The sequence below is a fragment of the Sphingobacterium sp. xlx-96 genome, assembly GCF_011007365.1.
Classification (GTDB): domain Bacteria; phylum Bacteroidota; class Bacteroidia; order Sphingobacteriales; family Sphingobacteriaceae; genus Sphingobacterium; species Sphingobacterium luzhongxinii.
This window is the reverse complement of the sequence record NZ_WFKM01000005.1, coordinates 35,919-61,624: the sequence shown is the minus strand read 5'-3', so window position 1 is coordinate 61,624 and position 25,706 is coordinate 35,919. Positions and strand designations below refer to the sequence as shown.

The following is a 25,706-nucleotide window of genomic DNA, read 5'->3' as shown; positions in this document are numbered from 1 at the left end:
CAACGATATGAAGACGTCAATAATCATAAAGAGAATAGCGAAAGCGGCCTTTATTATTCAACTGTTTTTTCTGGTGACATCCTGTAAGGACTACCTGAATATCGATAATTATTTCGATGATGAATTTAATATAGACTCCGCTTTTAGTAATGCGCGGAATATGGAAGCTTATATGTGGGGAGCCGCAGCTATGTTTCCAGACGAATCCAGAACGATAAGAGGAAATTATACGCCGGGACCGATGGCTACAGATGAAGGTTTTAACGGTTTGACGGGGGCGGGAACTACCAATATCTATTATGGGATGGATTTTGCAACAGGGAATATCACTCCAGATAAATTTGGTGGGCTTAATCAGTGGGGCAATTATTATAAAATAATCCGTAAGTGTAATCTAATCTTGCAGAATCTGCAAAAGCCAAAGGATATTACTTCGACAGATAGGCTTCGTATAGAGGGGTATACCCGTTTTATCAGAGCTTATGCTTATTACAACATCTTAGTGGATTATGGCCCTCCTATTTTATTGGGCGATGAGGTTGTAAATACCAATGAAAGTATGGAATACTATGACCGTCCGAGATCTACCTACGATGAGGCCATGGAGTATACCTGCGCTGAATTTGAGAAAGCGGGTACACTAATGCCTCCTGATGTCGGTCTTTTAAATTTTGGACGACCTACTCGAGGTGCTGCTTTTGCTATGATCGCTCGTCTACGTTTGATACATGCTAGTCCTTTGTATAATGGAGGTAATGCAGCGCGCTCTTACTTCGGAAGCTGGACGCGTAAGACTGATGGTGTGCATTATGTATCACAGCAGTACGATGAGAGTAGATGGGCCGTGGCAGCGGCAGCTGCGAAACGTGTTATGGATATGGGGAAATACCAGTTATATACTGTTCCTGCAGACAACCTGACCGCTCAACTACCTTCGGGGGTAACTTCGGATCCAAATTTCTATGGATCATATCCTAATGGTGCTTTGGGTATAGATGCCTTCAAATCCTATTCGGATATATTTACCGGTGAGTCTGTTGCGGCGATTAATCCGGAGTTTATCTGGGGAGTTAGTGCGCCCTATATCAACTCGGACATCAATCAGGGGGCTTTCCCGCCTACACTGGGTGGATGGGGGCGTTTCTGTGTGACGCAGAAAGTAGTGGATGCTTATCTGATGGAAGACGGACGTAGCATACAGGAAGCTCGTGGTGATACCTATTTTGAAAGCGTAGCCGATCTACCTGCAGGCGGAACTTTTAATGACCTCTTTACGGAGCAGTCTAAAACTTTCTCTGGATACCCACTCAATGCTGGTGTGTATAAAATGTACGCAAATCGTGAAATGCGATTTTATGCCTCTGTTGGTTTTAACGAAGCCGTATGGCAGGCATTGTCAACGTCTGATGCTGCATTACAGAATCATACTGCGAAGTATTATTTTCAGGACCTTGATGGCCGTGGTGGTGTATCTGCGAGCTCACCTAACTATCCGATTACTGGATATATTATTAAAAAATGGGTTCACTCGTATGATGCAAAAACTGGTACAGGAGCTCGCACACTTCCGAAATTCTACCCTATTATCCGGTATGCGGAGATCTTATTGTCTTACGCTGAGGCATTGAACAATCTGAACGGTAGTCATACGGTCAAGATGGGAGAGAGAGATTATACGATGTCAAGAGATGTGGAAGAGATTAAGAAAGCATTTAACCAGGTGCGCTACCGTGCAGGTCTACCAGGATTGTCTCCAAATCAATTAACTTCGGCGGCGACTGTTCAAAAAGAGCTTGTACGTGAACGTATGGTGGAGTTTTTGTGGGAAAATAGACGTTTTTACGATGTACGTCGTTGGGGAATGTATGAGGAAACCGAGCGTGAACCTATTATGGGAATGAATCCGGATGGTGCGACTAAGGAAGCGTATTATAGACGTGTGATCCCTGGGACGTCATCTTTCTTGACAAGAGAAGTGAACAAGAGATTGAATTGGGTACCTATCCCGCGTGCCGAAATGAGAAGATTGCCTTCTGCGGATCAAAACCCAGGATATAATTAAAAAAGTAGTACCTGAAAACTAAAGAAATAACAGATGAAACGAAGATATATAACAGTTCTTGCACTCCTGTTGGGATTGGCTTCATGCAAGGATAATGAAGTGTTTGAGAAAGAAATGTATAAAAATGAGGTTTCCCTGATTAGTAGCGAAAATCACAATGTCTTTCAAGAGGTGGTGCATATGACAGGTGAAGAAATCATTGGCTTTGTAGCTGCTTCTGCTGGTGGTACATTGGCTCCAGCAAAGGATCTAGTCGTAGGATTGGAAGAGGATGCCGAGCCGCTAAAGGAATATAACTGGGCTAATTTTGATGCTGCTGAGGAGCTCTATGCTAGGCTGTTGCCTCAGGATAAGTACGAGATCATGGATGATAAAGTGGTGATCAAGGCTGGTGAGCGTACGGGAAGGACGATGATTAAATTGAGACCAGAGGGGCTATCACCAGACTCGACTTATTTTATCGGATTGAAGGTTGTTGATCAGTCAGGTGTCGAGATCAATCCGAAGAAAAGTACGATGCTATACCAGGTGTCTTTTCAGAATGATTATGCCTCGCAAGTGAATAGTTCGATGTATATGATGACGGGGGTGAAGGATGATGTCATACCGGTTGCGGCCAATAAAAAGATTTTTCCATTGACTCATAATAGTGTAAGATTGACTGCAGGTAATGAATTGTTCGAACCAAAGCTTGCGAACATTGATAAAAACTCAATGATATTGGAAATTGATGATTCTAATCGGGTGACTATCAGGCCGTATAAGACTATACATGTTGTGCAATTGGATAACGATCCTAAATATCCGAATATATTTCAGGTAGAAGAGTCTTTTGGTAAGAAAACGAATGTATTCTTGCTCTCTTATCAGTATTCGGTTGATGGGGGGAAAACTTACAGTAAGATGAAAGAACGCGTGGAGATGCAGGTTAAATAATAAATGAAGGAATCCATGAAAACGACTAATTATCATAAAATTAAGGCGATGGCAAGAGTGGTTTTTTCTTTTGTCCTATCCCTGACAATGTTATTGACGTCCTGTAAAGATGAAAATGAGGTGAAGGGCCGGTTTATGTTAAAGGACAATCCATCGAAGATGGAGGTGTCTTCGCGGGGCTCTTCGGAGACCTATACCGTGCAATCTAGTGGTCACTGGAAGGTGGAACCACAGCGTAAAGAGAAGTGGCTAAAGATCGATCCAATGGAAGGTAATGGCGACGGTACATTTACAGTGACGGTGAATAAGAATATGGCTCAGGAAGCCCGTAATGTAACGCTCTTTTTTACAGTAGATGGTCAGCTTCATAATAGCGTGCTTAAGATAGAACAGGCAGCTGGGACAGGAGAAGGAGAAAATGAGGAACCTTATATTTACCTTGATGGAAAGCCGACTAAACTGGAATCAGAGGAAGCTGGTGCTGTGACAAATTATGTCTTGCGTGCTAATGGAAAATGGCGCTTGGAGTTGGAAGATCAACCAGACTGGGTTAATGTGGAGCCAAAGGAAGGTCAAGGGGATACGCCGGTAAAAGTGACCATTGATAAAAATACGGATCTAGAACGTACAGCAAACCTGTTGTTCTTTTTGGATGGTATACAGCAGGAAAATGTGTTGAGTATCCATCAAAAAGGTCAGAAGCTACAGGTTTCAGGAGATTTAGTCTTGAAAGAGGACTTTAGTTGGTTGAACTATGGGAGCGAAATATTTAACGCGACTACAGGCGAGACAAGAATTGGCTCTTGGAAAGCAGAAGAGCTGGCTAAAGGTTGGACAAGTACTATTAATACAACAACAGGAGCTAGCGATTATGCCTCTATCTACGCACGTCCAGGGTTTGTGAAATTAGGACGTACCAATTATGGTGGAGATCTGATATCGCCTAAGTTGGAAAAAGTACAGCGTACGAAGGACCTGTTAGTGACTTTTAAAGCGGTACGATATGCAACAGGGGATCATTACCTGCTTACAGTGGGAGTTAATGGACCAGGAGCAGTCAGTGTAAAAGAGTTTGACGTTATGAATGTGGCTAGTCCGAATTCGAACCTAGAAGCATGCCGAGCGGCATGGCAAGCTCCAGAAGCGACATATTCTTTTGTCGTGACAGGTGCGACTGCCGAAACGCAAGTGTGGTTTTTGGGAGGAGCTTTTGATCAACGTGCCGGCAATTGGCCTAAAACGACAAATCGTATTTTTATAGATGATGTAGTCGTCACTGTTAAATAATTTATCACCTATAATTAACCCAGATCAAAGTCCGTGTAGAGTATTCCGCACGGGCTTTTTAATAACATTCAACGATGAGAAAGAAATTTCACTATAGCAGACGTTCGTTTATTCAAGCTTCTTTAGTGACGGGGTTAGGTTTGTCTTTAAATCTATACGGCTGTACAAAATCTGTAGCCGAACCAACAAAAGAACCTACTACCCCAGATTCTGGAGGAGGGGATGATGGTAAGTTCAGCATTACGGGGGTGCTTATTGCTGCATATATAGATGCGACCAAAGGTTCAGAATATAGTATTAGTGGAAAAGGATTTGCAGTCGGTGATCAGCTCTACTTTGAATCGCGGGCTAATATGACAGCAACAGGAAAACACACCATAACGAGTAAAACTGTCACAGCAGATCAGATTAGTTTTGTTTTCCCAATGGATATTCCTTCGGATAGCTATAGGATATCTGTAAAACGGGGATCACAGTCGTTGCTGTTGGGGACGACTATCCTTAATCTATACTTTAACGCTAATATACCAGATAGGGCGGGGATGACTATAAAAGGTGTGGTGTACGCTGCAGGTGCAGGATTGGCAAATGTGGTTGTATCAGATGGATTTGAGGTGACCACAACGGACGAAAACGGAGTCTACTATCTGCCCTCAACAAAAAAGGGGAAGTATGTTTTCGTTTCCATTCCGGGGAACTATGAGGTGGCAACAACAATGAATGCACCGCAGTTTTTTCAACGACTCAACCAACCGATAGATGTTGTTGAAACCAAAGATTTTGAACTTAAAGCGGTCAATAACGAGAAACATACGGTCATGATATTGGGCGATATGCACCTGGCACGACGTACGGATGATCTTAATCAGTTTCAAAAAGGTTTTTTACCTGATGTCAATAAATCTATTCAGGCCTATAAGAACGCCGGTAATAAGGTGTACGCGCTGACGCTCGGTGATATGACATGGGAAAGTTATTGGTATTCAAATAATTATGCTCTACCACAGTACCTGACCGAGATGAATAAAATAGAGGCTATGGTATTCAATACGATGGGCAACCATGATAATGACCCTAAGGCGGTTGGCGATTGGGAGTCTGAAAATACCTATAGATCGATTATTGGACCTACTTATTATTCCTTCAATCTGGGTAAGATCCATTATATCGTATTGGACAATATCGAGTACCTGAATGTAAATGATGCGAGAAATTACAATACGAAAATCGTGGAAAACCAGATCGAATGGTTGAAAAAGGATCTTGCTACATTAACCGACAAAAGTACACCTGTAGTAGTCGCGATGCATGCACATTTGCATAGTAATCCTTCATTAAATAGTAGTGGTAGTGAGACATCAGGCTATAGGATTATTAATGCGGATGATTTTGTCAATGCGTTAAAAGCTTTCACGACGGTGCATGTGATTACGGGACATACACATATCAATTATAATGTAGAAACGGCGGCGGCACCTAATATCATGGAGCATAATACTGGAGCGGTGTGTGCGACCTGGTGGTGGACAGGCAATGTAGGCTACGCTGGAAATCATATCTGTAAAGATGGTGCGCCAGGTGGCTATGCTATATGGGAGATGCAGGGTAGAGATTTGAAATGGAAGTACAAAGCGATTGGTGAGAACGAAGATTACCAGTTTAGAGCATATGACCTTAATAAGGTACACTTGACCAGGGAAAAATATGCGCCTGCATACAACGGCGCAGAATGGAACAACTACGCCGCTGAATATGCGAATGCAAGTACAGCCAATGAGGTGCTGATCAATGTGTGGAATTATGATAAAAACTGGAAGGTAGAGGTAATAGAAAATGGACAGCCTTTGAAGGTAACCCGTGTGCGTATGCGGGATCCATTACATATTATTTCGTACTCTGCGCAAAGATTGAATCGGAATGCGGTACCTACGGAAGATTTTGTAACGTCTTTGACGGCCCATATGTTTAAGGTGAAAGCTTCATCGCCAACTAGCACGTTACAGATCAGGGTTACAGATCGCTTTGGTAAGGTTTATCAGGAAAGTATGGTGCGGCCTAAAGCCTTAGGGTATTTAATGAAGTAGTCGAGTACGTCATGTCGCAGCGTCACGATTGTCGTCGACGAGCTTCCAGTATCGATTTATCGGGGACCTTGTGGAGACATCTATGGGCTATCTAGACGGTGAATATAATATTTATTGGTGTTAAAGTTTTTTAGAAATGAAATTCATATTAATATCTATTATTGGGATTTTTACGATTGTTTCCGCCGCACAGGCACAAACTGAATTTGGTCTCAAGGCAGGAGCTAGTTTTTCGTCTTATAAATGCGCTGATTCGGAAGTGCTTGGAGAGACCAAACCTCTTACCAGTTTTTATTTAGCAGGATACCTCGATACCCGTATTGCTTCAGGACTTTATTTTCAACCTGAAGTATCATTGCAAGGAAAGGGGAGCAAGCTGGTAGAGTCGCAGGTAAGAGGGGCATGGCAGACTGAACAGAAAACCAAATGGTTGGATTTTGCTTTTAACTTTTTGGGTAAAGTGCCTGTTGGGCAAATAGGTAAGGTATTTGTTGGTGCTGGGCCCTATGTTGGATTTGCGATGGACGGGACTAATGAATATACCGAAAAAGGTACTACCACAGCCGTGATTATATATGATGATAATGCCATGAGAAGCTTTGATTATGGCGTCAATTTTTTAACAGGGATTAAATTTGCCAAGCGATTTTCTGTGACAGCCAACTATCGGGTGGGGATGGCTAATATTGCAGAGAGTGGCTTCAAATGGTCAGATAATGTTAAAAACCGAGTGTTTTCTGTAGGTTTTGGGGTTGCTTTATGAGTGTATTTGGCGATAAACAAGTGTCTTTTTGCAATGCTAGTCGCTTGATTTATAGAATAGAAGAGGATGAAATTCAAATTGTCAAGTGTCGCTATCACTATGATTAAACAAAAAAGGAGCTTTTAAAGCTCCTTTTTTGTTTCTATTGATATCCTAGAAGTTTCATAACCTGCTTGGAGTTTTGCTCCTCGCCGAATACTTCGTAGTTGAATGTCTCGTCTCTATTACGTCGGATGATCACGTGTTTTGGAGATGGTAATAAACAGTGGTGTATACCGCCATAGCCGCTTAATACATCTTGGTAAGCACCTGTATGGAAGAATCCAAGGTATTGTACCTTACGTGTCTTAGGCATAAACACGGAGTTCATATGTGCTTCCTGATTGTAATAATCCTGTCCGTCGCAAGTAATACCACCTAGATTGACACGCTCGTACTCCGAATCCCAGTTGTTGATCGGTAATAGAATGTATTTTTGGTTCAACGCCCATACGTCCGGTAGGTTGGTAATGAATGAACCATCGATCATAAACCATTTCTCACGGTCATTCTGTAGCTTACGTCCTAATACTTTGTAAAGTATACCTGATGCCTCAGCCACCGTATACTTACCAAATTCGGTAATAATATCCGGTTCCATGACCTCGTGGTGCGCACAAATCTGCTTGATACGGTTTACGATCTCATTGACCATGTATTCGTAATCGAAATCATGAACCAAAGAATCTTTAAACGGCATACCGCCACCGATATCCAAGGTATCTAGATCAGGGTTTACTTTTTTGAATTTACAGTATAACGTAACGTATTTCTCTAACTCATTCCAGTAGTACGGGGTATCCGAAATACCGGAGTTGATAAAGAAGTGTAACAACTTTACTTTGAAGTTGGGGTTGTCCGCGATCTTATTATTGTAAAACTCGATAACTTCTTCAATACGGATACCTAGACGCGAAGTATAGAACTGCGAATCAGGCTGCTCTTCGGAAGCGATACGGATACCTAAAGCACAAGGTTGATCCAATTCGATCTCATCGTCATATAGGTTAAACTCTTCCTTGTTGTCTAATACAGGAATGATGTTGGTATATCCATCGTGAATCATGTCGATGATATACTGCTTGTATTGATAGGTCTTAAAACCATTACAGATTACTGTAATGTCTTTGTTGACCGTACCCGCGCGTTCTAGAGAGTCGATCATAGGCATGTCAAATGCCGATGAAGTCTCCAGGTGGATGTCGTTTTTAAGGGCCTCCTCTACGATATGTTTAAAGTGGGAAGATTTGGTACAGTAACAGTACTTGTACGACCCCCTATAATCATGTTTAAGGATAGCGGTTTGAAAAAGAATCTTCGCCTGTTGAATTTTTTTGCTAATTATAGGTAGATAGGTAAACCGCAATGGAGTTCCATATGTCTCTATCATTTCCATTAAATTCAAATCATGGAAGTACAATTCGTCGTCGATTATTTCGAATCCGTCTTGCGGAAAACCAACACTTAAGTCAAGAAATTCCTGATAGCTCTGCATTTTTTATTATTTTTGGCAAAGATATGCTTTCGTAATGAATACCTAAACACTTTGGGTGTTATTTTTATCGTTCATTATCAATGGGATATGAATATTACATAATATTTACATGACTAATTCTATACAATTTACGCTCGTCCAAGAAACTGTAGCGGCGGTAAAGTCGCTTTATGGCGCTGATATTCCAGAAACTCAGATCACTTTGCAGGAAACCCGCAAGGAATTTGAGGGTCAAATAACCATTGTCACGTTTCCGGTAACTCGATTTTCGAAAAAGTCGCCTGAGCAGACGGGAATGGAAATTGGCGAATATTTGCAACAGCATATTGACTCGATTTCGGGCTATAACGTCATCAAAGGGTTCTTGAATATCAGCTTGTCCGATGCATATTGGATCTCCATGCTCAATGACAGGATCTCTAAACCGGATTTTGGTCAGTTTGCAAAAAATGGGAAGAAACTGATGGTGGAATATTCTTCGCCAAATACCAACAAACCACTGCATCTCGGCCATATCCGCAACAACTTATTAGGCTATTCGGTCGCAGAGATATTGAAGGCGTATGGTTATGATGTTGTCAAAGCTAATCTGGTAAATGACAGGGGGATTCATATCTGTAAGTCGATGCTGGCTTGGCAACGATTCGGTAATGGAGAGACCCCAGAATCTGCCGGGATGAAAGGTGACCACCTTGTGGGCAAGTACTATGTTGTATTTGATAAAGAATATAAGAAGGAAATAGAGACCCTGAAAGCGGAAGGACAGTCCGAAGAGGAAGCTAAGAAAAATGCGCCTCTGATCAAAGCAGCTCAAACTATGTTGCAACAATGGGAGGCTGGAGATGAGGAGGTCATTTCTTTGTGGAAGACGATGAACGGCTGGGTATACGCAGGTTTTGAAGCGACATACAAACAGTTGGGCGTTGACTTTGATAAATATTACTACGAATCGAATACGTACCTATTGGGTAAAGATATCATTCAGGAAGGATTGGAAAAAGGGGTTTTCTTTAAGAAAGAAGATAACTCGGTCTGGATCGATCTGACAGCCGAAGGCCTGGATGAAAAGCTGGTACTCCGTGGTGACGGTACTTCGGTATATATCACACAGGATCTGGGTACAGCACAGCTAAAATACGACGAGTTCCACATGGATGAGTCGATTTATGTGGTGGGCAATGAGCAGGACTACCACTTTAAGGTGTTATTTGCGATATTGAAAAAACTGGGTAAATCCTGGGCAGAGGGATTATTCCATCTTTCGTATGGAATGGTCGACTTGCCTTCGGGTAAGATGAAATCCCGTGAGGGAACGGTTGTTGATGCCGATGATCTGATGCGTGAAATGGTCGATACCGCAAAGGAACGTACCGAAGAATTGGGAAAAACGGAGGGGTTTGACGAGGAAGAAAAAGCACAGCTTTACGATATGATCGGTATGGGGGCGCTGAAGTATTTCTTATTAAAAGTAGATCCGAAGAAGAGGTTGCTTTTTGATCCAAAGGAGTCGGTCGATTTTCAAGGACACACAGGGCCATTTATTCAGTATACACACGCTCGTATCAAGTCGGTATTACGTAGGGCATCTTTTGACAGTGCTGCTGCTACTGTGGTGCCTTCTTCTTTTTCGCCTTACGAACGGGATCTTATCTTGGCGCTATCCAACTACCCGATGGTAATTGAATCTGCAGCAAAGGAGTTCAGTCCGGCACAACTGGCAAATTATGTTTATGAAGTGGCCAAGCTGTACAATAAATTCTATCACGAAGAAAGTATTCTTAAGGCAGAGCAGGAGGATGTGAAGACTTTCCGTCTGCATCTATCTGCAGCATCGGTCCGTATCATCGCTGAGAGTATGCGCATGCTGGGGATTGATTCGCCAGAGAGGATGTAAGTGAAAAGAGAAGTTATCTGGTTAACAAGTTAACAGGATAATCCCGATTAGATCGGGACAGGCAAGATCACAGAATAACAACATAATAGGTGTTCACTTTAAAGAGTTAGAAAAATGAAAAAGTTTAAAGTTGGGTTAATAGGATTTTCGATAGGAGGTTATGTATTTCATGCGCCTTTTATCGCTAGTAATCCAAATCTTGAATTATACAAAGTAACTGCTCGAAAAGAAGAGCAACAGAAGATGTTGGCCGAACGCTATCCTAATACTATAGGCGTATTGTCTGCGGAAGATATTATCCAAGATCCGGAGGTGGATATTGTGGTTATCGCTACTTCAAACGATGTTCATTTTAGCTTGGCCAAAGCGGCTTTAGAAGCGGGTAAAAATGTGATTGTAGAGAAGCCGTTTACCAATACGACGGAAGAGGCAGATATCTTAATAGCATTGGCCAAGGAAAAAGGTGTATTGCTATCGGTGCACCATAATGCACGGTTTCATTCGGACTATAAAACAGTGCAGAAGGTACTAGCCTCAGGAAGGCTGGGACGTGTAGTGCATTACGAAGCTCGGTTTGATCGGTTTCGTAACTTCTTGCGCGAGGGTGCTTGGCGCGAAGCTGCGCTTCCAGGATCGGGTATTCATTACGATTTAGGAGCTCATCTTATTGATCAGGCATTACAGTTGTTTGGTTATCCTGATGCAGTGTTTGCAGACTTGAGAGCACAGCGCGATGGGGCCAAAGCAGTGGATGATTTTGAGTTTATTTTATCCTACCCGAGTTTAAAAGTTTCGTTAAAGGGACAGATGCTCGCTAAAGAACCTACGCCAAGATTTGCAATATACGGTATGAATGGCTGTTTTGTAAAACGTGGTGTAGACCCTCAGGAAAACATGTTGCGTGCTGGTGTACGTCCTGAAAATGACCCTAAATGGGGGGTGGAACCAGCCGAGATACAGGGGAAACTCTCTTTGTTGGAAAATGGTGAAGATGTAGAGGAATATGTGCTTAGCGAAATCGGAACGGGACAGGATTTTTATAAAAACATTGTCGCGGCGTTGTCGGGAGAGGAAGAATTGTTCGTCAAACCGGAACAGGCTAGGGATGTAATCCGTATTTTGGAACTGGCAGAACAATCCTGGGCGGAACAAAGAACGGTGAAAACTGAAGGACAGTTGATTTCTTAATGAAAAATAAGTGATCAAGTGATCGGGTTATCAAGTTATCAAGTGAACAGGATAACTCGATAACTCGATAACATCATAACTTTTATAACTTGAATAACTACGACGCTATTATAATAGGGGCTGGGGCTTGTGGGTTAATGTGTGCGGTACAGGCTGGATTGTTGGGTAAGAAAACGCTTGTCCTGGAACGTAACGATAAACCAGGGGCCAAAATATTGATCTCTGGTGGTGGACGTTGTAATTATACAAATCTATATACCTCTACCGATAATTTCGTATCGGAGAATCCAAAATTTCTGAATGCAGTCTTTGCACAGTGGTCTGTGGATGATACGATAGCGTTTTTTGAGAATTTCGGACAGATTACGGGGCAAGAGAAGACACTAGGTCAGCTTTTTCCCGTATCGAATAAAGCTAAAGATATCGTAACCACATTTACCCAATTGATGTACGATACAGGGCAAGATATCTGGTTAAATACCTTGGTTAAGGAGGTGACTCCAAATGGAGAAGGGTATCGCGTCACTATAGAGCGGAATGGGAAAATGGAGGACCTACAGACTTCCAAGGTTGTCTTTGCTTCGGGAGGACTCCCTGTGGCGAAGCTGGGGGCTACTGATTTTGCCCTGCGTACCGCTCGTCGATTGGGATTAGAAATCGTACCGACAGCACCTGCTTTGGTACCACTTACTATTACGGGGAAAGATGCTGAATGGTATGCTTCGCTTTCTGGAAATTCGGTTTATGCCCGGGTGTATAGCGATAAAATATCTTTTGAAGAGAATATACTGTTTACCCATTGGGGGCTAAGCGGTCCCGCTATCCTGCAAATATCTTCGTACTGGCAGCCGGGTGAATCTTTTACCATGGATCTTTTACCAAGATTTAAGCTACAGGATCTAATTGCTGAAGAGCGTAATTTTGGCGGCAAACGTACTGTTGGACAGATGCTGCAAAGCCATTTTACCAAAAAGATGGTGGATGCCTTAGCTCGTTTTTTACCGGTGGATATCAAGATAGCTTCGCTTAGTAAAGCGGATGCAAAACTGGTAGTAGAGACTATTCATAAGTTTAAAGTCAAAGCTGCTGGTGATAAAGGCTACGACAAAGCTGAGGTGATGCGTGGCGGTGTGTCTACGACGGAGTTAAAAGCTAAAACATTGGAATCTAAAAAATATCCAGGGTTGTATTTTGGAGGCGAAGCAGTGGATGTAACAGGTTGGCTGGGTGGATATAACTTTCAATGGGCCTGGGCCGCAGGCTATGCGATAGCGCAAGATATATAGAAGGAGGTGATGGAGTTAACAAGTTATCCGGTGAACAAGTTAACTAGATAATCCCGCTTATATCGGGATAGGCAAGATAACAGGTTAACAAGATAACTCGATAACAAGATTACTTTCTATTCTTATAAATACTATCTACAATAACCGCGATAGCACCGTCTCCGGTGACATTACAGGCTGTCCCGAAGCTATCCATGGCAATGTACAAGGATATCATTAAAGCTTGATTCTGCGCATCAAAACCTAACATGGAAGCGATAACACCAATAGCAGCCATGATAGCGCCGCCGGGTACGCCGGGTGCAGCAATCATAGTAACTCCCAACATGCATACAAAACCTATCATCTGAATAGGGTCTATTGGCATACCTTGCATAAGCATCAGGGCTACAACACAGGCTACAATCTTTAACATACTGCCCGCAAGATGTATGGTGGCGCACAAAGGAACGGTGAAGTTGGCGATGTCTTCACTGACACCAGCTTTCTTTGCCTGCGCCAAAGTGACCGGAATGGTGGCTGCAGAAGATTGGGTGCCCAATGCCGTGAAATAGGCCGGCAGCATCGTGGACAGAAGACGAATCGGATTCTTTTTGCCGATAATGCCGGCTATAACAAATTGTGTCAGGAGCAAGAGGACATGCATGATGAAAATCACGCCGATGATCTTGATGAATACATACAATATCATTCCGACTTTGCCTGAATAGGTCATATCCAAAAAGATCCCGAAAATGAACAAGGGAAGGATAGGAATGATCAGCTTTTCAATTATAAACGATATTATTTTTTCAAAATCTATTGCTGCTTTTTCCAAGGTGGAATCTTCTAAACGTGCTAAACCTATGCCCACCAGAAATGCAAACACCAACGCGGTCATCACGTCAAATAGTGGCGGAAAGCTTAATGTAAAATAAGGTGTGAGGGCTTTGGTAGACTCTGCGATGTCGGTAGCTACCTGTCCTTGGATAAGAGAAGGAAAGATAGCCATACTACCGAAGTAGGAAGAGAAACCAGCAAATAAGGTCGATCCGTAGGCTATAGCGACGGTCATTAACAGGAGTTTGCCGGCGGTCTTGCCTAGCTTGGAAATAGCAGGAATAATCAAACCTACAATGATCAACGGGATCAAAAACTTGAGCAGTTGATCAAATAGGGAATTGAAAGTGGCAAAAATACGACCTATCGGCTCGGGAATAATATAGCCTATACCTATGCCTAGCGCTATGGCTAGGACAACGCGGAACAGAAGATTGTCTATCAGTTTTCTCATGTTCTTACTTTAATAAGCCTGCTCTTTTTAATAGGGGTTCTACCTGTGGTTCCTGCCCTCTAAACCGTAGATACAGCGTCATAGGGTGTTCGGTACCTCCTTTGGAAAGGATGTTGTCTTTGAATTTTGTTGCGATTTCTTTGTTGAAAATGCCATTTTCCTTGAAGTAGTCAAAGGCGTCTGCATCCAGTACTTCGGCCCACTTGTAGCTGTAATAACCGGAAGAATAACCCCCATTGAAAATATGGGAAAAGCTGGGACTCATCGCATTGTCTGCGACATCGGGGTACAGTTGTGTGGAAGCAAACTGCTCGGTTTCAAAAGCCTTTAGGCTCTTTATGAGGTTTGGATCGCCACCATGCCAACCAATGTCCAATAAACCAAAGCTGATCTGTCTTACGGTAGCCATTCCTTCTTGAAAAGAAGCAGATTCTTTTATTTTCTCGACCAATTCCATCGGTATGTTCTCTCCGGTCTCATAATGCTTGGCAAATAGTGCTAGCGCTTCTTTTTCGTAGCACCAGTTCTCCATAATTTGGCTCGGCAGCTCTACAAAATCCCAGTATACCGAAGTGCCGGAAAGGCTGGGGTAAGTGGTGTCGGCCAACATGCCGTGTAGCGCATGTCCAAATTCATGAAATAAAGTGGTAACCTCTTGAAATGTCAATAGGGAAGGTTTGGACGGTGTTGGTCGCGTAAAGTTACAAACGATAGATACATGTGGACGTTCTTGTATGCCTTGATACTGGTACTGCGGCTTGAAAGAGGTCATCCAGGCACCGTTGCGTTTACCCTTGCGGGGGAAGAAATCGGTGTAAAATATAGATACGAGTTCTCCGGCATCATTGGTCACTTCAAAGGTTTGAACCTCTTCGTGGTACTTGTCGATTGTAGTTATCTCTTTGAAATGTAACCCGTACAAAAGCCTTGCTGTTTCGTAAGCGCCCTCCAGTACTTTTTCAAGCTGAAAATAGGGTTTTAACTTTTCGTCATCGAGATTGAACCGCTCTTGCTTTAACTTCTCGGCATAGTATGCACCATCCCATTTTTGCAACTGGCTGATTCCATCTGTTTTCTTTGCGAAATCCTTAAGTTCCTGAAACTCGCGCTCTGCTGCCGGTTTTGCTTTTTCTAATAAATCTTGTAGAAACTCCTTTACTTTGTCGGGAGACTGCGCCATACGTTCTTCTAGAACGAAGTGAGCGTGTGTCGCATAGCCCAAAAGCTGTGCCCGTCGAAAACGTAATTGCGCTATTTTAAGGACATTACTTTCATTGTTGTATTCATTGTTCTGAAATGCTTTGCGTCCTGCTGCAAGGGCTAATTCCTGACGTAGCGCTCTGTTGTCGGCATAGGTCATAAATGGAATATAACTCGGGTAATCTAGCGTAAATAACCACCCCTCTTTTTCTTGGCTTTCTGCCTGGGCTTTGGCGGCTTCAATGACGCCTTCTGGTAGACCGGATAAATCGGCTTCCTCTTCGATTAGGAGCTGGTAAGCATTGGTCTCCGCAAGAATATTTTCGCCGAATTTTAATTTTGTAACGGCGAGTTCTGCATCGATCTGGCGTAATTCTTCTTTATCTCCATCTTGAAGTAAAGCCCCGTTACGGACAAAATCTTTGTATGATTTCTCCAATAGGGTATGTTGTTCTGCTGTGAGACGGAGATCGTCCCGCTGCTCATATACTTGTTGGATGCGTCTGAATAGATCAAAATTTAAGGTGATATCATTGCCCAATGCAGAAAGCTTAGGTGCTATTTCCTGGGCTATTTTTTCCAGCTCGTCGTTGGTCTCGGCAGAATGTAGATTGAAAAATATATTGGAAAGGCGATCTAGGGTCATTCCTGAAAAAGCCATGGCTTCTAAGGTGTTTAAGAAACTAGCAGGCTCGGGATTATTGACGATGGCATCGATCTCATCCTTTGTCTTTTGTATAGCCTCTTCAAAGGCTGGGATATAATCTTCTATGTTGATTTTTGAAAAGGGCGCTGTATCGTACAGCGTATCAAATTTGCGTGTTAGTATTGACATGGGTGTAAAGTTAACAAATATTTGTGCGGATTCTATCCGCACAAATAATGTGAAAAGTTATTACATCTCACGCTCTACGTCTTTGTCTCCTCTTCCGGATACGTTGACGATAGCTAAAGCATTTTTGTCTTTTAATAATTTAATAGCCAACGCTACCGCATGGGCACTCTCGATGGCTGTTGTAATACCTTCTAAGCGTGATAATAATTTATAGGCATCGATGGCTTCTTGATCGGTCACCGGATAATACTGCGCACGGTTGGTATCTTTGAGATAAGCATGCTGTGGCGATATTCCTGGATAATCTAATCCGGCAGCGATGGATTTGGAAGCGATCGGTTGGCCGTTGTCGTCGACCAAACAATAAGAACGTGTACCTTGAAATACGGTAGGCTTGCCGAAAGAAAGTGTAGCGGCAGTATTGGGGTAAGTCCCATCTCCACCTCCTTCTGCGCCGTGGATTGCTACCTTATTGTCTTCCAAAAAACCTGAAAAAAGACCTATGGCATTGGATCCTCCTCCTACTGAAGCGAATATGCTATCGGGAAGGCGGCCTTCAAAAGTTAGTATTTGCTGTTTCGCTTCTTGGCCGATAACGGACTGAAAATAACCTACCATTTTAGGGTAGGGGTGCGGCCCTACATGCGAACCTAAGAGGTAGTAAGCCGTTGGATTTTCGATGTAATAACCCAATGCGGCATCAACAGCATCTTTTAAAGTCTTACTGCCCAGTTCGGTGGCGATAACCTCCGCCCCTAATAAGCGCATACGACGGACATTGAGTGCCTGTCGCTCGACATCTACAGCGCCCATAAATACCTTGCAAGGGATATTTAACAAAGCTGCTGCTGTGGCAGTAGCTACACCGTGCTGACCGGCGCCTGTCTCGGCGATGATCTCTTTGGCTCCCATTTTCTTTGCCAACAGTATCTGACCGATCGCATTATTGATCTTGTGGGATCCGGTGTGATTGAGGTCTTCACGTTTTAGATATATCGTAGAACCTACGTAGGCACTTAGATTTTTAGCATGAAATAGTGCTGATGGTCTTCCTACGTAATTTTTCAAGAGCTGGATAAACTCTTCATTGAATTCGGTTTTTTTAGCTTCGTTGTCAAAAAAAACTGCAAGTTCCTGCAGTTGTTTTTCGAGTACAGGAGGGATATAAGATCCTCCATATTCTCCATAGTTTCCCTGATAAGCGAGCATGGATGGGTTTGGTTTGACTTCGATCATGGTTGTATGCTGTTGTTAAATTGTATGCTAAACTTAGAAAAATTACGGTGAATAAACAATAAGATAGAATCCGCATAATGGAGATGTATGGGACTTATTCAGATGGTAGCTATGCGTATCATTAGTAAAGGGCCTCTACTGGGCAATCTTGATGATTTCTGTAGAAGGCCCTATTATAGTTAGTGATTGGTTAAAAACTTGTTAATTTAATTGCAGGGAGGCTGGGCCGAACTCTTCAAAATGTATCGCATCATGCGATACTCCATTGGCTATCAGGTAATCGTAATGTTTACGGATAAAGGGTGCCGGACCACAAATATAATAGTCTGCTTTAGATCCCAGAATTTCATTTTTCAATACATCTAATTCGACACGGCCTGGATATCTATTTCCCACTGGAGCAGTTATATCCTCGTAGAAAATATGTTGATTGATCTGTTGGTAAACACTACTAATCTCGGTAAGTCTGTCCTTAAATGCGTGTATCTGCTCGCTACGGCAACCATGAATCCAGGTTACGGGGGCATGGTCTATCTGTGGCCGCGAAACAATATCTTCTAACATTGAAAGTAGGGGAGTCTGACCTACTCCTCCACTGATGAAGACCTTATGGGCATGGCTCTCTTTGTTCAGAACGAATGAACCAGCCGGGGCGCTTAGATCGACAGCGTCGCCTTCTTGTACATGGTCGTGTAGGCGGTTACTGATCATACCATCGGGATGTTGGCTACCCACTTCGCGTTTTACAGAAATACGATAATATGCGCCATTGGGCGAGCTGGATACGCTGTACTGACGGGGTTGTAACAAGTTGAGCTCCGGTAGAAACAAACGTAGACTGATGTATTGCCCTGGAAGATGATCCGCTACCTGTCCTTTGTCTGATGGGTAGAGATAGAAAGAGGTGATCTCTGAAGACTCTCGTACTTTTTGCTTGACAATGAATGGACGCCAGCCCGTCCAACCTCCTTGTTTGGAACTCTGTGTATCATATATTTTTTGTTCATGACCACTCATGATGCTAGCGAGTTGCTGATAGGCTAGTGTCCATGCTTCTAATAATGCTGGACTTGCGGATTCACCCAATACCTCAGAAATGGAGGCTATCAAATGTTTTCCTACAATGGCATAATGTTCTGGACGGATATCTAGGCTGGTATGTTTTTGACCGATATGATCGACTGTAGGCATTAAGGCGGCAGGGTTTTCAATATGTTCGGCATAAGCGAGCACGGCTAACGCTAAAGCAGTCTGCTGTTTGCTGTTTTGTTGGTTTCCCATATTAAATACATGTTTTAGCTCTGGATTGTACGCAAACATACGTTTGTAAAAATGGCTAGTCAATAGGACACCCTGCTGACGTAGTATAGGGGCAGTGCTTTTTACCAGTTGTATTTGTTCTTTTGTCATCGTGTATTAAATTATTAAAGGATATTTTTGTCTTTTATTGAGAGGCTTGTTTATTGTATAGTGGATATTTTTGTCTTCTATTTGTTAAAAAAAACTATTTGTTCAGTGTGAGTGCTCCAGACAATAGATCTTGGTTAAACTCGCCTATACTTGTATTATAAAGCATGTGAGTCAACTGATTTCTTACTTTTTTAAATTCGTTGTGAAGGGGGCAAGGGTTGCTTTCGGAGCAATAGCTTAATCCCATGCCACAGCCAGTGAATATTTCATCCCCCTCTAAACAGGTGATAATATCGGCCAGTGGTCTATTCATTCCATTCGATTCAATATAGAACCCGCCATGGGGACCCTTAATGGAGGATATGATTCCTGTTTTAGTGAGTTTTTGCAGTATTTTGGCTAAAAAATGCTCAGGTGAATTGATGTTTTCGGCAATCTCTTTTATACCAGGACGACTGCTACTGGTCGAGTGACTGGCAATATAAAAAACGGCCCGCATCGCATACTCACATGTTTTTGAAAACAACCCCATTTTGTCTAATTACCTTCTACGGCCTGTTGTACGCGTTCTACCCGATCTCCTTTATATAAAGATAACCTGATAATGCTATTTACAGATGCTTTGAGCTCATGGACCACATTACTTTCTAGACTGATAAGAGAGCCTTTGGGCAAGTCGTGGCGTTGGTTGCCTACACCAAAATCTATAAAACCATCCACAACTTCAATGACAATAGGGAATGGCGCTTTATGCGCTTTAATTTCTTGACCCTCGCGAAATACAATGCGTATTTCTTTGCTATAGTCGTTATTGATCAATACTTGCGCCGAAGGGTGGTTCTCCGCGTAGTTGATGTTTGTTAGTAGTGACGTAATTTCCATAACATTAAATTCCCTTTAAAGGGTATTTCATAGATCAAAGGTAGTGATTATTTAATAAAAGATGAAAATATCTTTTATTATTTTGTCCTTAATTTCGTATACTAGCATATATATAGCCAATAGTATGACAATGGAAAAGGTAGGATTTATAGGTTTAGGTAGTATGGGGTACCCCATGGCGAAGAATTTGGAAAGAGCCGGGTTTCCACTCTCCGTATATAATAGAACGGCAGCCAAGGCTACAGCCTTCGTTGCGCAATCGAAGGTGTCGCCAAATGTAGAGACATTGGTATGCAATAACGATGTTATCTTTACAATGTTGACCGACGACGAGGCGGTGGTCACAATATATGATATCATTTTACAGCAGGATATCGAAGGAAAATTGTTTGTAGATATGAGTACAATCTCGCAAAAACGAAGCCTGGGACTTGCAAGGGCCTTGCGTAGCAAGGGGGCTACTTTTGTAGATGCTCCGGTGGCTGGAAGTACGGTGCCCGCAGCCGAGGGGACATTGATCATTATTGCTGGGGGGGAGGTAGCGGATATTGCCCGCGCTAAGCCTTATTTTGACAAGATGGGCAAGTTAACAAAGCATGTGGGGGTAAATGGACAAGGGATAGCTGCGAAGCTCGCTATTAATTATTTTCTATCCACGTTATATCAGGGATTAGCCGAGACGGTTCTTTTTTCGGAAAGCTTGGGGCTAGCCCGGAAAGATATGTTAGAGATTATTAATGAAAGTGCAAGCGGTAGCGGAGCGACTAAAGTAAAGACTCCACTTCTGCTAAATGAAGATTATAAGCCTGCTTTTGCGTTAGATCTGATGTTGAAGGATGTATTGCTGGCACAGGAAGCAGGAGTAGATTACCCATTGACCAACCCGCTGATTGAGACTTACCGTACGGCTCAAAAAGAGGGCTTGGGACAACAGGATGTAATAGCGGTTATCAATTGTTTACGAAAAAAATAACTTGGAAAACAGATGAAAATATATACAGCTCAACAAATGAAGGAGATAGACAAGGTGACCGCAGAACAACAGTGTATCTCTAGTTTTCAATTGATGGAACGTGCTTCCGGGGCGCTTCTGTCAGCTTTGAGCCGTAGATTTGTGTTGTCAAAGCAGCGCTTTGTGATTTTCTGTGGAAAAGGAAATAACGGCGGTGATGGGTTGGTCCTCGCTCAGTATCTTCGCCAGCATCTGGCCAGAGTGACGGTGTATCTGCTGGAGTCTGATTCGTATTCGAAGGATAATATAGAGGCACAGAAGCGTAACCCCATTTCGCTGACTCAGAAGTTTTCACTTGATGAACAACTGGATATACCAACAGATGCTGTAATATTGGATTGCCTGTTTGGATATGGTTTAAAGAGGGAACTGGATGTTACATGGAACCGTCTTGTAGAGGAGATCAATACCTCAGTGTGTAGCGTTATAGCTGTAGACATGCCATCAGGATTACTCTCTGATAGTCCTACTCCAAAGGAGGCCGTGGTGGTATATGCCGATGAAGTCTTGACTTTTCAGAGTCCGAAGCTAGCGCTACTCATGCCGGAAAATCAAAAGTTTTTTGGATCTTTCGAGGTCTTGGATATCGATCTTAGCAAAGATGCTACGGATGCAGTTGATTCGCCCTATTCGTACGTGACAAGGGAGGATGTTAGGATGTTTTATAAGAAGCGTAAGAAATTTGACCATAAAGGGGTATTCGGTCACGCACTTATTATTGGAGGAAGTCATGGTAAGATCGGTGCTGTACAACTGGCTGCGAAAGCGGCGTTACGATCGGGATGTGGTCTACTGTCAACTTATGTCCCGGAATGTGGCTGCCCGATTATTCAAACAGCAGTGCCCGAAGCGATGGTTATTACGGATGTACAAACAAATTTGATTTCTTCTATGCCCCAAGTGATGACATATCAGGCGGTAGGTATTGGGGTAGGAATGGGGACAGATGAAAAGACAAAGGTTGCGTTTTGTGAATTTTTATCGGCATTAGAACATCCTCCTCTGGTGCTCGATGCTGATGCCTTGAATATATTGGCGGAAGAGCCTACTCTGTTGTCGAAAATCCCGTTGCATAGCATCCTTACCCCGCACCCCAAAGAATTGAAAAGAATAATCGGGAACTGGGATAACGACTGGGATAAAATAGAGAAAGTGAAACTCTTGGCTGCAGAATATGAGTTGCATATATTGATCAAAGGTGCTAATAGTGTCATTGTTTTACCGAACGGGATGGTTTATTTCAATAGTACTGGGAATGTGGGCATGGCTACAGGCGGGAGCGGTGATGTGCTGACGGGAATCTTGACGGCACTAATCGGTCAAGGATATACTGCAGCTGATGCTTTGAGAATGGGGGTATACCTGCACGGTAGGGCCGCAGATATTGCTGTGCAGCAATATGGAACTTATGGTTTATTGCCTTCGGATATTATCAGTTCTTTGCCGCAGGCTTTTTTGGAACTGGAAAAGGGGGAGTAAACTTATTCCATAAACTCTTTTGGGTAGACCACTACACCTGACTTATTCTTAAGAGCATCCTCGGTCAGACCTATAACCATACAATTTTCTTTGGGTACTTCAAAAGGAAGAAAAATTCCATAATCTTTGGCCTTTTCATATCCAAATTTAGGATAGTATTTTTCGTGGCCTAACACTACAATAGTGTCAAAACCTAATGCTTGAGCCTTGCTGTGCGCATGTCGAATCAGACTACTGCCGATACCTTGATTTTGATAATGGGGATGGACCGCCACAGGTGCTAAGGCGAGGGCGTCCATTGTCGACGAATCGCTGACAATTTGAATCTTGGACAAAAGGAGATAACCGATAAGCTGTCCATCAATTTCTGCAACAAAGGAGAGTTCTGAAATGAAGTCTTTCGATTTGCGAAGTCGATCTACTAAATGCTGTTCCTGATGGTCGCTGTGTGTCTCCGATTCGAAAGCGGTGCGTATCAAATCAAATACTGCTGCATAATCTTGTGGGAGCTCCTGCCTGATGTTCATACGTACTAATATAGTGGATAAAATTTGGATATTAACGTAACAGATAAATAATCAAAATTAATTGTAGATATTGTTAATATATGTAAACCATTTTAGTTAAGTTTGGAATATCGTAATCTCAACCTAATCAAAACGATAAGCCATTAATGAAGTATTATTGCTCTTTTTTCTGCTGTCTTTTATTCTCTTCGCTATGTTGGGCGCAGGATGAAAGAAAGGAAGTTGTTTCTTTTGAAGATGCCTATAAACGCATATACAATATTACAAAACTTTCGGAGGAGCGTCCGCGTATCGATGGTAAGCTCGATGAAAATATATGGCAGGAACAAGGCGAATGGTCTGAGAAATTCTCACAGGTTATCCCTTTTGAACGTGCCTATACAGCATCTTGGACCCGAGTGAAGCTTTTTTATGACGACGTCAACATTTATATAGGGGTCTATTGCAAGGATGTGCGTCCAGAGACGATGAATGCTTTCATCGGAAATAGAGATGATAATAGTAACGGGGATCTGGTTAGTATTGCTTTTGATACCTATTATGACTATAGGGTGGCCTCGGAGTTTAATATTAATCTGGGTGGAAATAAGACAGATCTGACTGTTACAGATAAGCTGTCTGTAAATTTGAGCTGGAATGCGGTGTGGGAAGGACAGACGCATATCAATAAAACAGATTCTTGCTGGACTGCTGAATTACGTATTCCTTTTAGCCAGTTGCGGTATAACCAGAAAAATGGGGATGGAAAATGGGGACTGCATGTGCGCCGTATCATTCGTAGGAATAATGAAGTGCAGAATTGGAGTTTGATCCCGATTAAGAATAATGGTCATGTCTTTTCTTTTGGAGAGATGCATGGTATGAGCGAGCTACCTAAACCGAAGGGAATTGAATTTTTACCATATGCAATGGCTAAATTTACGAAAGAGCCTAAAATCCTGAACAGTCCTTTTCAGAAGGGAAATCGGTGGGGACGAAATATAGGACTGGATACGAAGGTGGCATTGAATGACTTTACGATGGATCTTACGATCAACCCGGATTATGGTCAGGTAGAGTTGGATCCTTCGGTGATGAATCTGTCTGCTTACGAAATATTCTATGATGAAAAGAGACCGTTTTTTTTGGAAGGTAAGCATATTTTAGAGTTTGATAATAATGAGGGGGGAATGATGTTCTATTCGCGAAGAATAGGAGCAATGCCTTCTTATCAACCTAAAGGAATAGATAATGTCAGCAATTACGCGAGTATGGCGAATCCTATACCGATACTCGGTGCCCTGAAACTGACAGGAACCAATAAAAGTGGAGTGACAGTAGGACTTTTGGAAAGTATAACTGCAAAAACTACATCCCGGGTGATGCGTGAGGGAGTCTATGATCGCGAAATAACGGAACCACTGACTAACTATACGGTAGCACGGGTACAAAAAAACTGGGAAGGTAATACCTTGTTGGGAGGAATGGTGACAGCGGTAAATCGGAATCTCAAAGCGGGTCATCTGAAGGAGGCGTTGATCGAAAATGCATTTGCTGCAGGAATTGATTTTACCCAGTATTTTGCAAATCGCTTGTATTACGTCGATGCGAAGGGAATGTTCAGTACGCTAAATGGTTCGTCGACGGCAATTTTGAATACCAAGCGAAATGCAGCTCATTATTTTCAACGGGAGTCGGGTGCTTCTTATTTGGATCTAAGGCCCGACCAGACGTCGATGCAGGGCAGTAGTGGCTATGTGAAAGTAGGTAAAAAGGGAAATGCGGTGTGGAACTTTTCGCAGACCTTCAGTTGGGCATCTCCAGGGTTTGATCTGAATGATGTGGGGTATATGAAACAGTCTGACTATAAGTTAAATGAGTCGGAGGTGGTGTTCAGGAGGACGGATCCATGGGGACCTTTTCGTTTTGCAGGAATTAACCTGACGCAAAAGAATATTTGGAACTATGGAGGGAAAGCTGTCAATAATGATATTGCGGTCCGATGGCGTAGCTTGAGTATCAAGCGGAGAATTGAGATGGATATCAAGGAGACTTTTAGCTGGAATACTATCGACAGCCGGAGGTTGCGAGGAGGACCGGATATGCGCTATAATTCGAATTTTGAAACAAATGCAATGGTTAGTACCGATCGGGCGAAACCTATGATGGTTAAGATGGAATATAATGGACGGCATTATTTGGATGAAAAAACGGGATACAATGCGCTACATCCGAGCATGGTCTTTCGTGTAGGTAATCATGTACGGGTGGCGGGACAATTTAACTATTCCTGGAATAAAGATAACCTGCAATATGTAGGCACGGTAAAACCTTCTGATAATCCTGAGAATTCAAATGCGTATATTTTGGGCCGTATGGATCAGAAGACCTATGGTGTCACGTTAAATCTACAGATGAATGTGACACCGGATATTTCCATCCAATATTATGGTTCGCCTTTTACTTCAACAGCGACCTATGATAAGTTTAAGCTGGCACAAAATATGGATGCCAAACGCTATGAGAATAGATTTGTTGATTTTGAGGATCAAGCTCTCACAGCGGGGGATGGTGGCTATATTGGTACATCGGGTAATCATACCTATACGTTTAAGAATCCTAATTTTAGTTTTAATGAATTTCGTTCCAATCTGGTGGCACGCTGGGAGTATCTACCAGGGTCTACGGTTTATGTGGTCTGGGAACATAATCAATCGCGAAATGAGATGGTGTATCAACCAGGCTGGGGAAATAATCTGGACAGGATGTTTGGATTGCCAGCCAGCAATACTTTTATGATTAAAATCAATTATTGGTTCTCATTGTAAAAGCAAAGTTA

Annotated in this window: 19 protein-coding genes; 11 read left to right on the top strand and 8 right to left on the bottom strand. The window is 42.6% G+C overall.

What is annotated here, in order from left to right; all coding sequences use genetic code 11:
• Nucleotides 1-7: 7 nt before the first annotated feature.
• The 5 genes from G7B20_RS09585 (at nucleotide 8) to G7B20_RS09565 (ending at nucleotide 7,132) form a co-directional block, all read left to right on the top strand.
• A complete protein-coding gene (locus G7B20_RS09585; protein ID WP_164110681.1) occupies nucleotides 8-2,062 on the top strand; it encodes a RagB/SusD family nutrient uptake outer membrane protein in 2,055 nt (684 codons plus the stop codon).
• A 33-nt stretch (nucleotides 2,063-2,095) separates the two neighbouring features.
• Nucleotides 2,096-2,998, top strand: coding sequence for a BT_3044 domain-containing protein (locus tag G7B20_RS09580; protein WP_164110679.1), 903 nt, complete (start codon nucleotides 2,096-2,098; stop codon nucleotides 2,996-2,998).
• Nucleotides 2,999-3,013: 15 nt separating this feature from the next.
• Nucleotides 3,014-4,285 carry a BACON domain-containing protein gene (locus G7B20_RS09575; protein ID WP_240452754.1) on the top strand — a complete coding sequence of 424 codons (1,272 nt, stop codon included), beginning with the start codon at nucleotides 3,014-3,016 and terminating at the stop codon, nucleotides 4,283-4,285.
• Nucleotides 4,286-4,359: 74 nt separating this feature from the next.
• Nucleotides 4,360-6,369, top strand: coding sequence for a calcineurin-like phosphoesterase C-terminal domain-containing protein (locus G7B20_RS09570; RefSeq protein WP_164110675.1), 2,010 nt, complete (start codon nucleotides 4,360-4,362; stop codon nucleotides 6,367-6,369).
• A 136-nt stretch (nucleotides 6,370-6,505) separates the two neighbouring features.
• Nucleotides 6,506-7,132: an outer membrane beta-barrel protein gene (locus G7B20_RS09565; protein WP_164110672.1), complete on the top strand. Its 627-nt coding sequence runs from the start codon at nucleotides 6,506-6,508 to the stop codon at nucleotides 7,130-7,132.
• 142 nt (nucleotides 7,133-7,274) lie between these two features.
• On the opposite strand, the gene G7B20_RS09555 is transcribed toward G7B20_RS09565, so the two are convergent.
• Nucleotides 7,275-8,666, bottom strand: coding sequence for an arginine decarboxylase (locus G7B20_RS09555; protein ID WP_079642657.1), 1,392 nt, complete (start codon nucleotides 8,664-8,666; stop codon nucleotides 7,275-7,277).
• A 109-nt stretch (nucleotides 8,667-8,775) separates the two neighbouring features.
• Between G7B20_RS09555 and argS the strand changes: the two genes are divergently transcribed.
• The 3 genes from argS (at nucleotide 8,776) to G7B20_RS09540 (ending at nucleotide 13,034) form a co-directional block, all read left to right on the top strand.
• The gene (gene argS, locus G7B20_RS09550) at nucleotides 8,776-10,560 is read left to right on the top strand and encodes an arginine--tRNA ligase (RefSeq protein WP_164110667.1); all 1,785 of its coding nucleotides are present in this window, start codon (nucleotides 8,776-8,778) and stop codon (nucleotides 10,558-10,560) included.
• Nucleotides 10,561-10,674: 114 nt separating this feature from the next.
• The gene (locus tag G7B20_RS09545; protein ID WP_164110665.1) at nucleotides 10,675-11,748 is read left to right on the top strand and encodes a Gfo/Idh/MocA family oxidoreductase; all 1,074 of its coding nucleotides are present in this window, start codon (nucleotides 10,675-10,677) and stop codon (nucleotides 11,746-11,748) included.
• A gap of 89 nt (nucleotides 11,749-11,837) precedes the next feature.
• Nucleotides 11,838-13,034, top strand: coding sequence for an NAD(P)/FAD-dependent oxidoreductase (locus G7B20_RS09540; RefSeq protein ID WP_262886560.1), 1,197 nt, complete (start codon nucleotides 11,838-11,840; stop codon nucleotides 13,032-13,034).
• A gap of 109 nt (nucleotides 13,035-13,143) precedes the next feature.
• Here G7B20_RS09540 and G7B20_RS09535 read toward each other — a convergent pair whose 3' ends face one another.
• The 6 genes from G7B20_RS09535 to G7B20_RS09510 all read right to left on the bottom strand — a co-directional run bounded on the left by G7B20_RS09535 (nucleotide 13,144) and on the right by G7B20_RS09510 (nucleotide 19,870).
• Nucleotides 13,144-14,307, bottom strand: a complete 1,164-nt coding sequence (locus G7B20_RS09535; RefSeq protein ID WP_164110663.1) for a dicarboxylate/amino acid:cation symporter — start codon at nucleotides 14,305-14,307, stop codon at nucleotides 13,144-13,146.
• 4 nt (nucleotides 14,308-14,311) lie between these two features.
• Nucleotides 14,312-16,342, bottom strand: coding sequence for a M3 family metallopeptidase (locus G7B20_RS09530; RefSeq protein ID WP_164110662.1), 2,031 nt, complete (start codon nucleotides 16,340-16,342; stop codon nucleotides 14,312-14,314).
• A 60-nt stretch (nucleotides 16,343-16,402) separates the two neighbouring features.
• Nucleotides 16,403-17,578: a tryptophan synthase subunit beta gene (gene trpB, locus G7B20_RS09525; protein ID WP_240452753.1), complete on the bottom strand. Its 1,176-nt coding sequence runs from the start codon at nucleotides 17,576-17,578 to the stop codon at nucleotides 16,403-16,405.
• A gap of 201 nt (nucleotides 17,579-17,779) precedes the next feature.
• Nucleotides 17,780-18,988: an NO-inducible flavohemoprotein gene (gene hmpA / locus G7B20_RS09520; RefSeq protein ID WP_164110659.1), complete on the bottom strand. Its 1,209-nt coding sequence runs from the start codon at nucleotides 18,986-18,988 to the stop codon at nucleotides 17,780-17,782.
• A gap of 94 nt (nucleotides 18,989-19,082) precedes the next feature.
• Nucleotides 19,083-19,520: an RrF2 family transcriptional regulator gene (locus G7B20_RS09515; RefSeq protein WP_164110657.1), complete on the bottom strand. Its 438-nt coding sequence runs from the start codon at nucleotides 19,518-19,520 to the stop codon at nucleotides 19,083-19,085.
• A 5-nt stretch (nucleotides 19,521-19,525) separates the two neighbouring features.
• Nucleotides 19,526-19,870, bottom strand: a complete 345-nt coding sequence (locus G7B20_RS09510; RefSeq protein ID WP_164110655.1) for a cupin — start codon at nucleotides 19,868-19,870, stop codon at nucleotides 19,526-19,528.
• 124 nt (nucleotides 19,871-19,994) lie between these two features.
• Between G7B20_RS09510 and G7B20_RS09505 the strand changes: the two genes are divergently transcribed.
• Together G7B20_RS09505 and G7B20_RS09500 are read left to right on the top strand one after the other, a co-directional pair.
• Complete coding sequence (locus G7B20_RS09505; protein ID WP_164110652.1) at nucleotides 19,995-20,843, top strand: NAD(P)-dependent oxidoreductase; 849 nt, start codon at nucleotides 19,995-19,997, stop codon at nucleotides 20,841-20,843.
• Nucleotides 20,844-20,855: 12 nt separating this feature from the next.
• The gene (locus tag G7B20_RS09500) at nucleotides 20,856-22,361 is read left to right on the top strand and encodes an NAD(P)H-hydrate dehydratase (RefSeq protein WP_164110650.1); all 1,506 of its coding nucleotides are present in this window, start codon (nucleotides 20,856-20,858) and stop codon (nucleotides 22,359-22,361) included.
• 2 nt (nucleotides 22,362-22,363) lie between these two features.
• On the opposite strand, the gene G7B20_RS09495 is transcribed toward G7B20_RS09500, so the two are convergent.
• A complete protein-coding gene (locus G7B20_RS09495; RefSeq protein ID WP_164110648.1) occupies nucleotides 22,364-22,888 on the bottom strand; it encodes a GNAT family N-acetyltransferase in 525 nt (174 codons plus the stop codon).
• Nucleotides 22,889-23,034: 146 nt separating this feature from the next.
• Between G7B20_RS09495 and G7B20_RS09490 the strand changes: the two genes are divergently transcribed.
• Nucleotides 23,035-25,695, top strand: a complete 2,661-nt coding sequence (locus G7B20_RS09490) for a DUF5916 domain-containing protein (RefSeq protein ID WP_164110646.1) — start codon at nucleotides 23,035-23,037, stop codon at nucleotides 25,693-25,695.
• Nucleotides 25,696-25,706 lie beyond the last annotated feature (11 nt).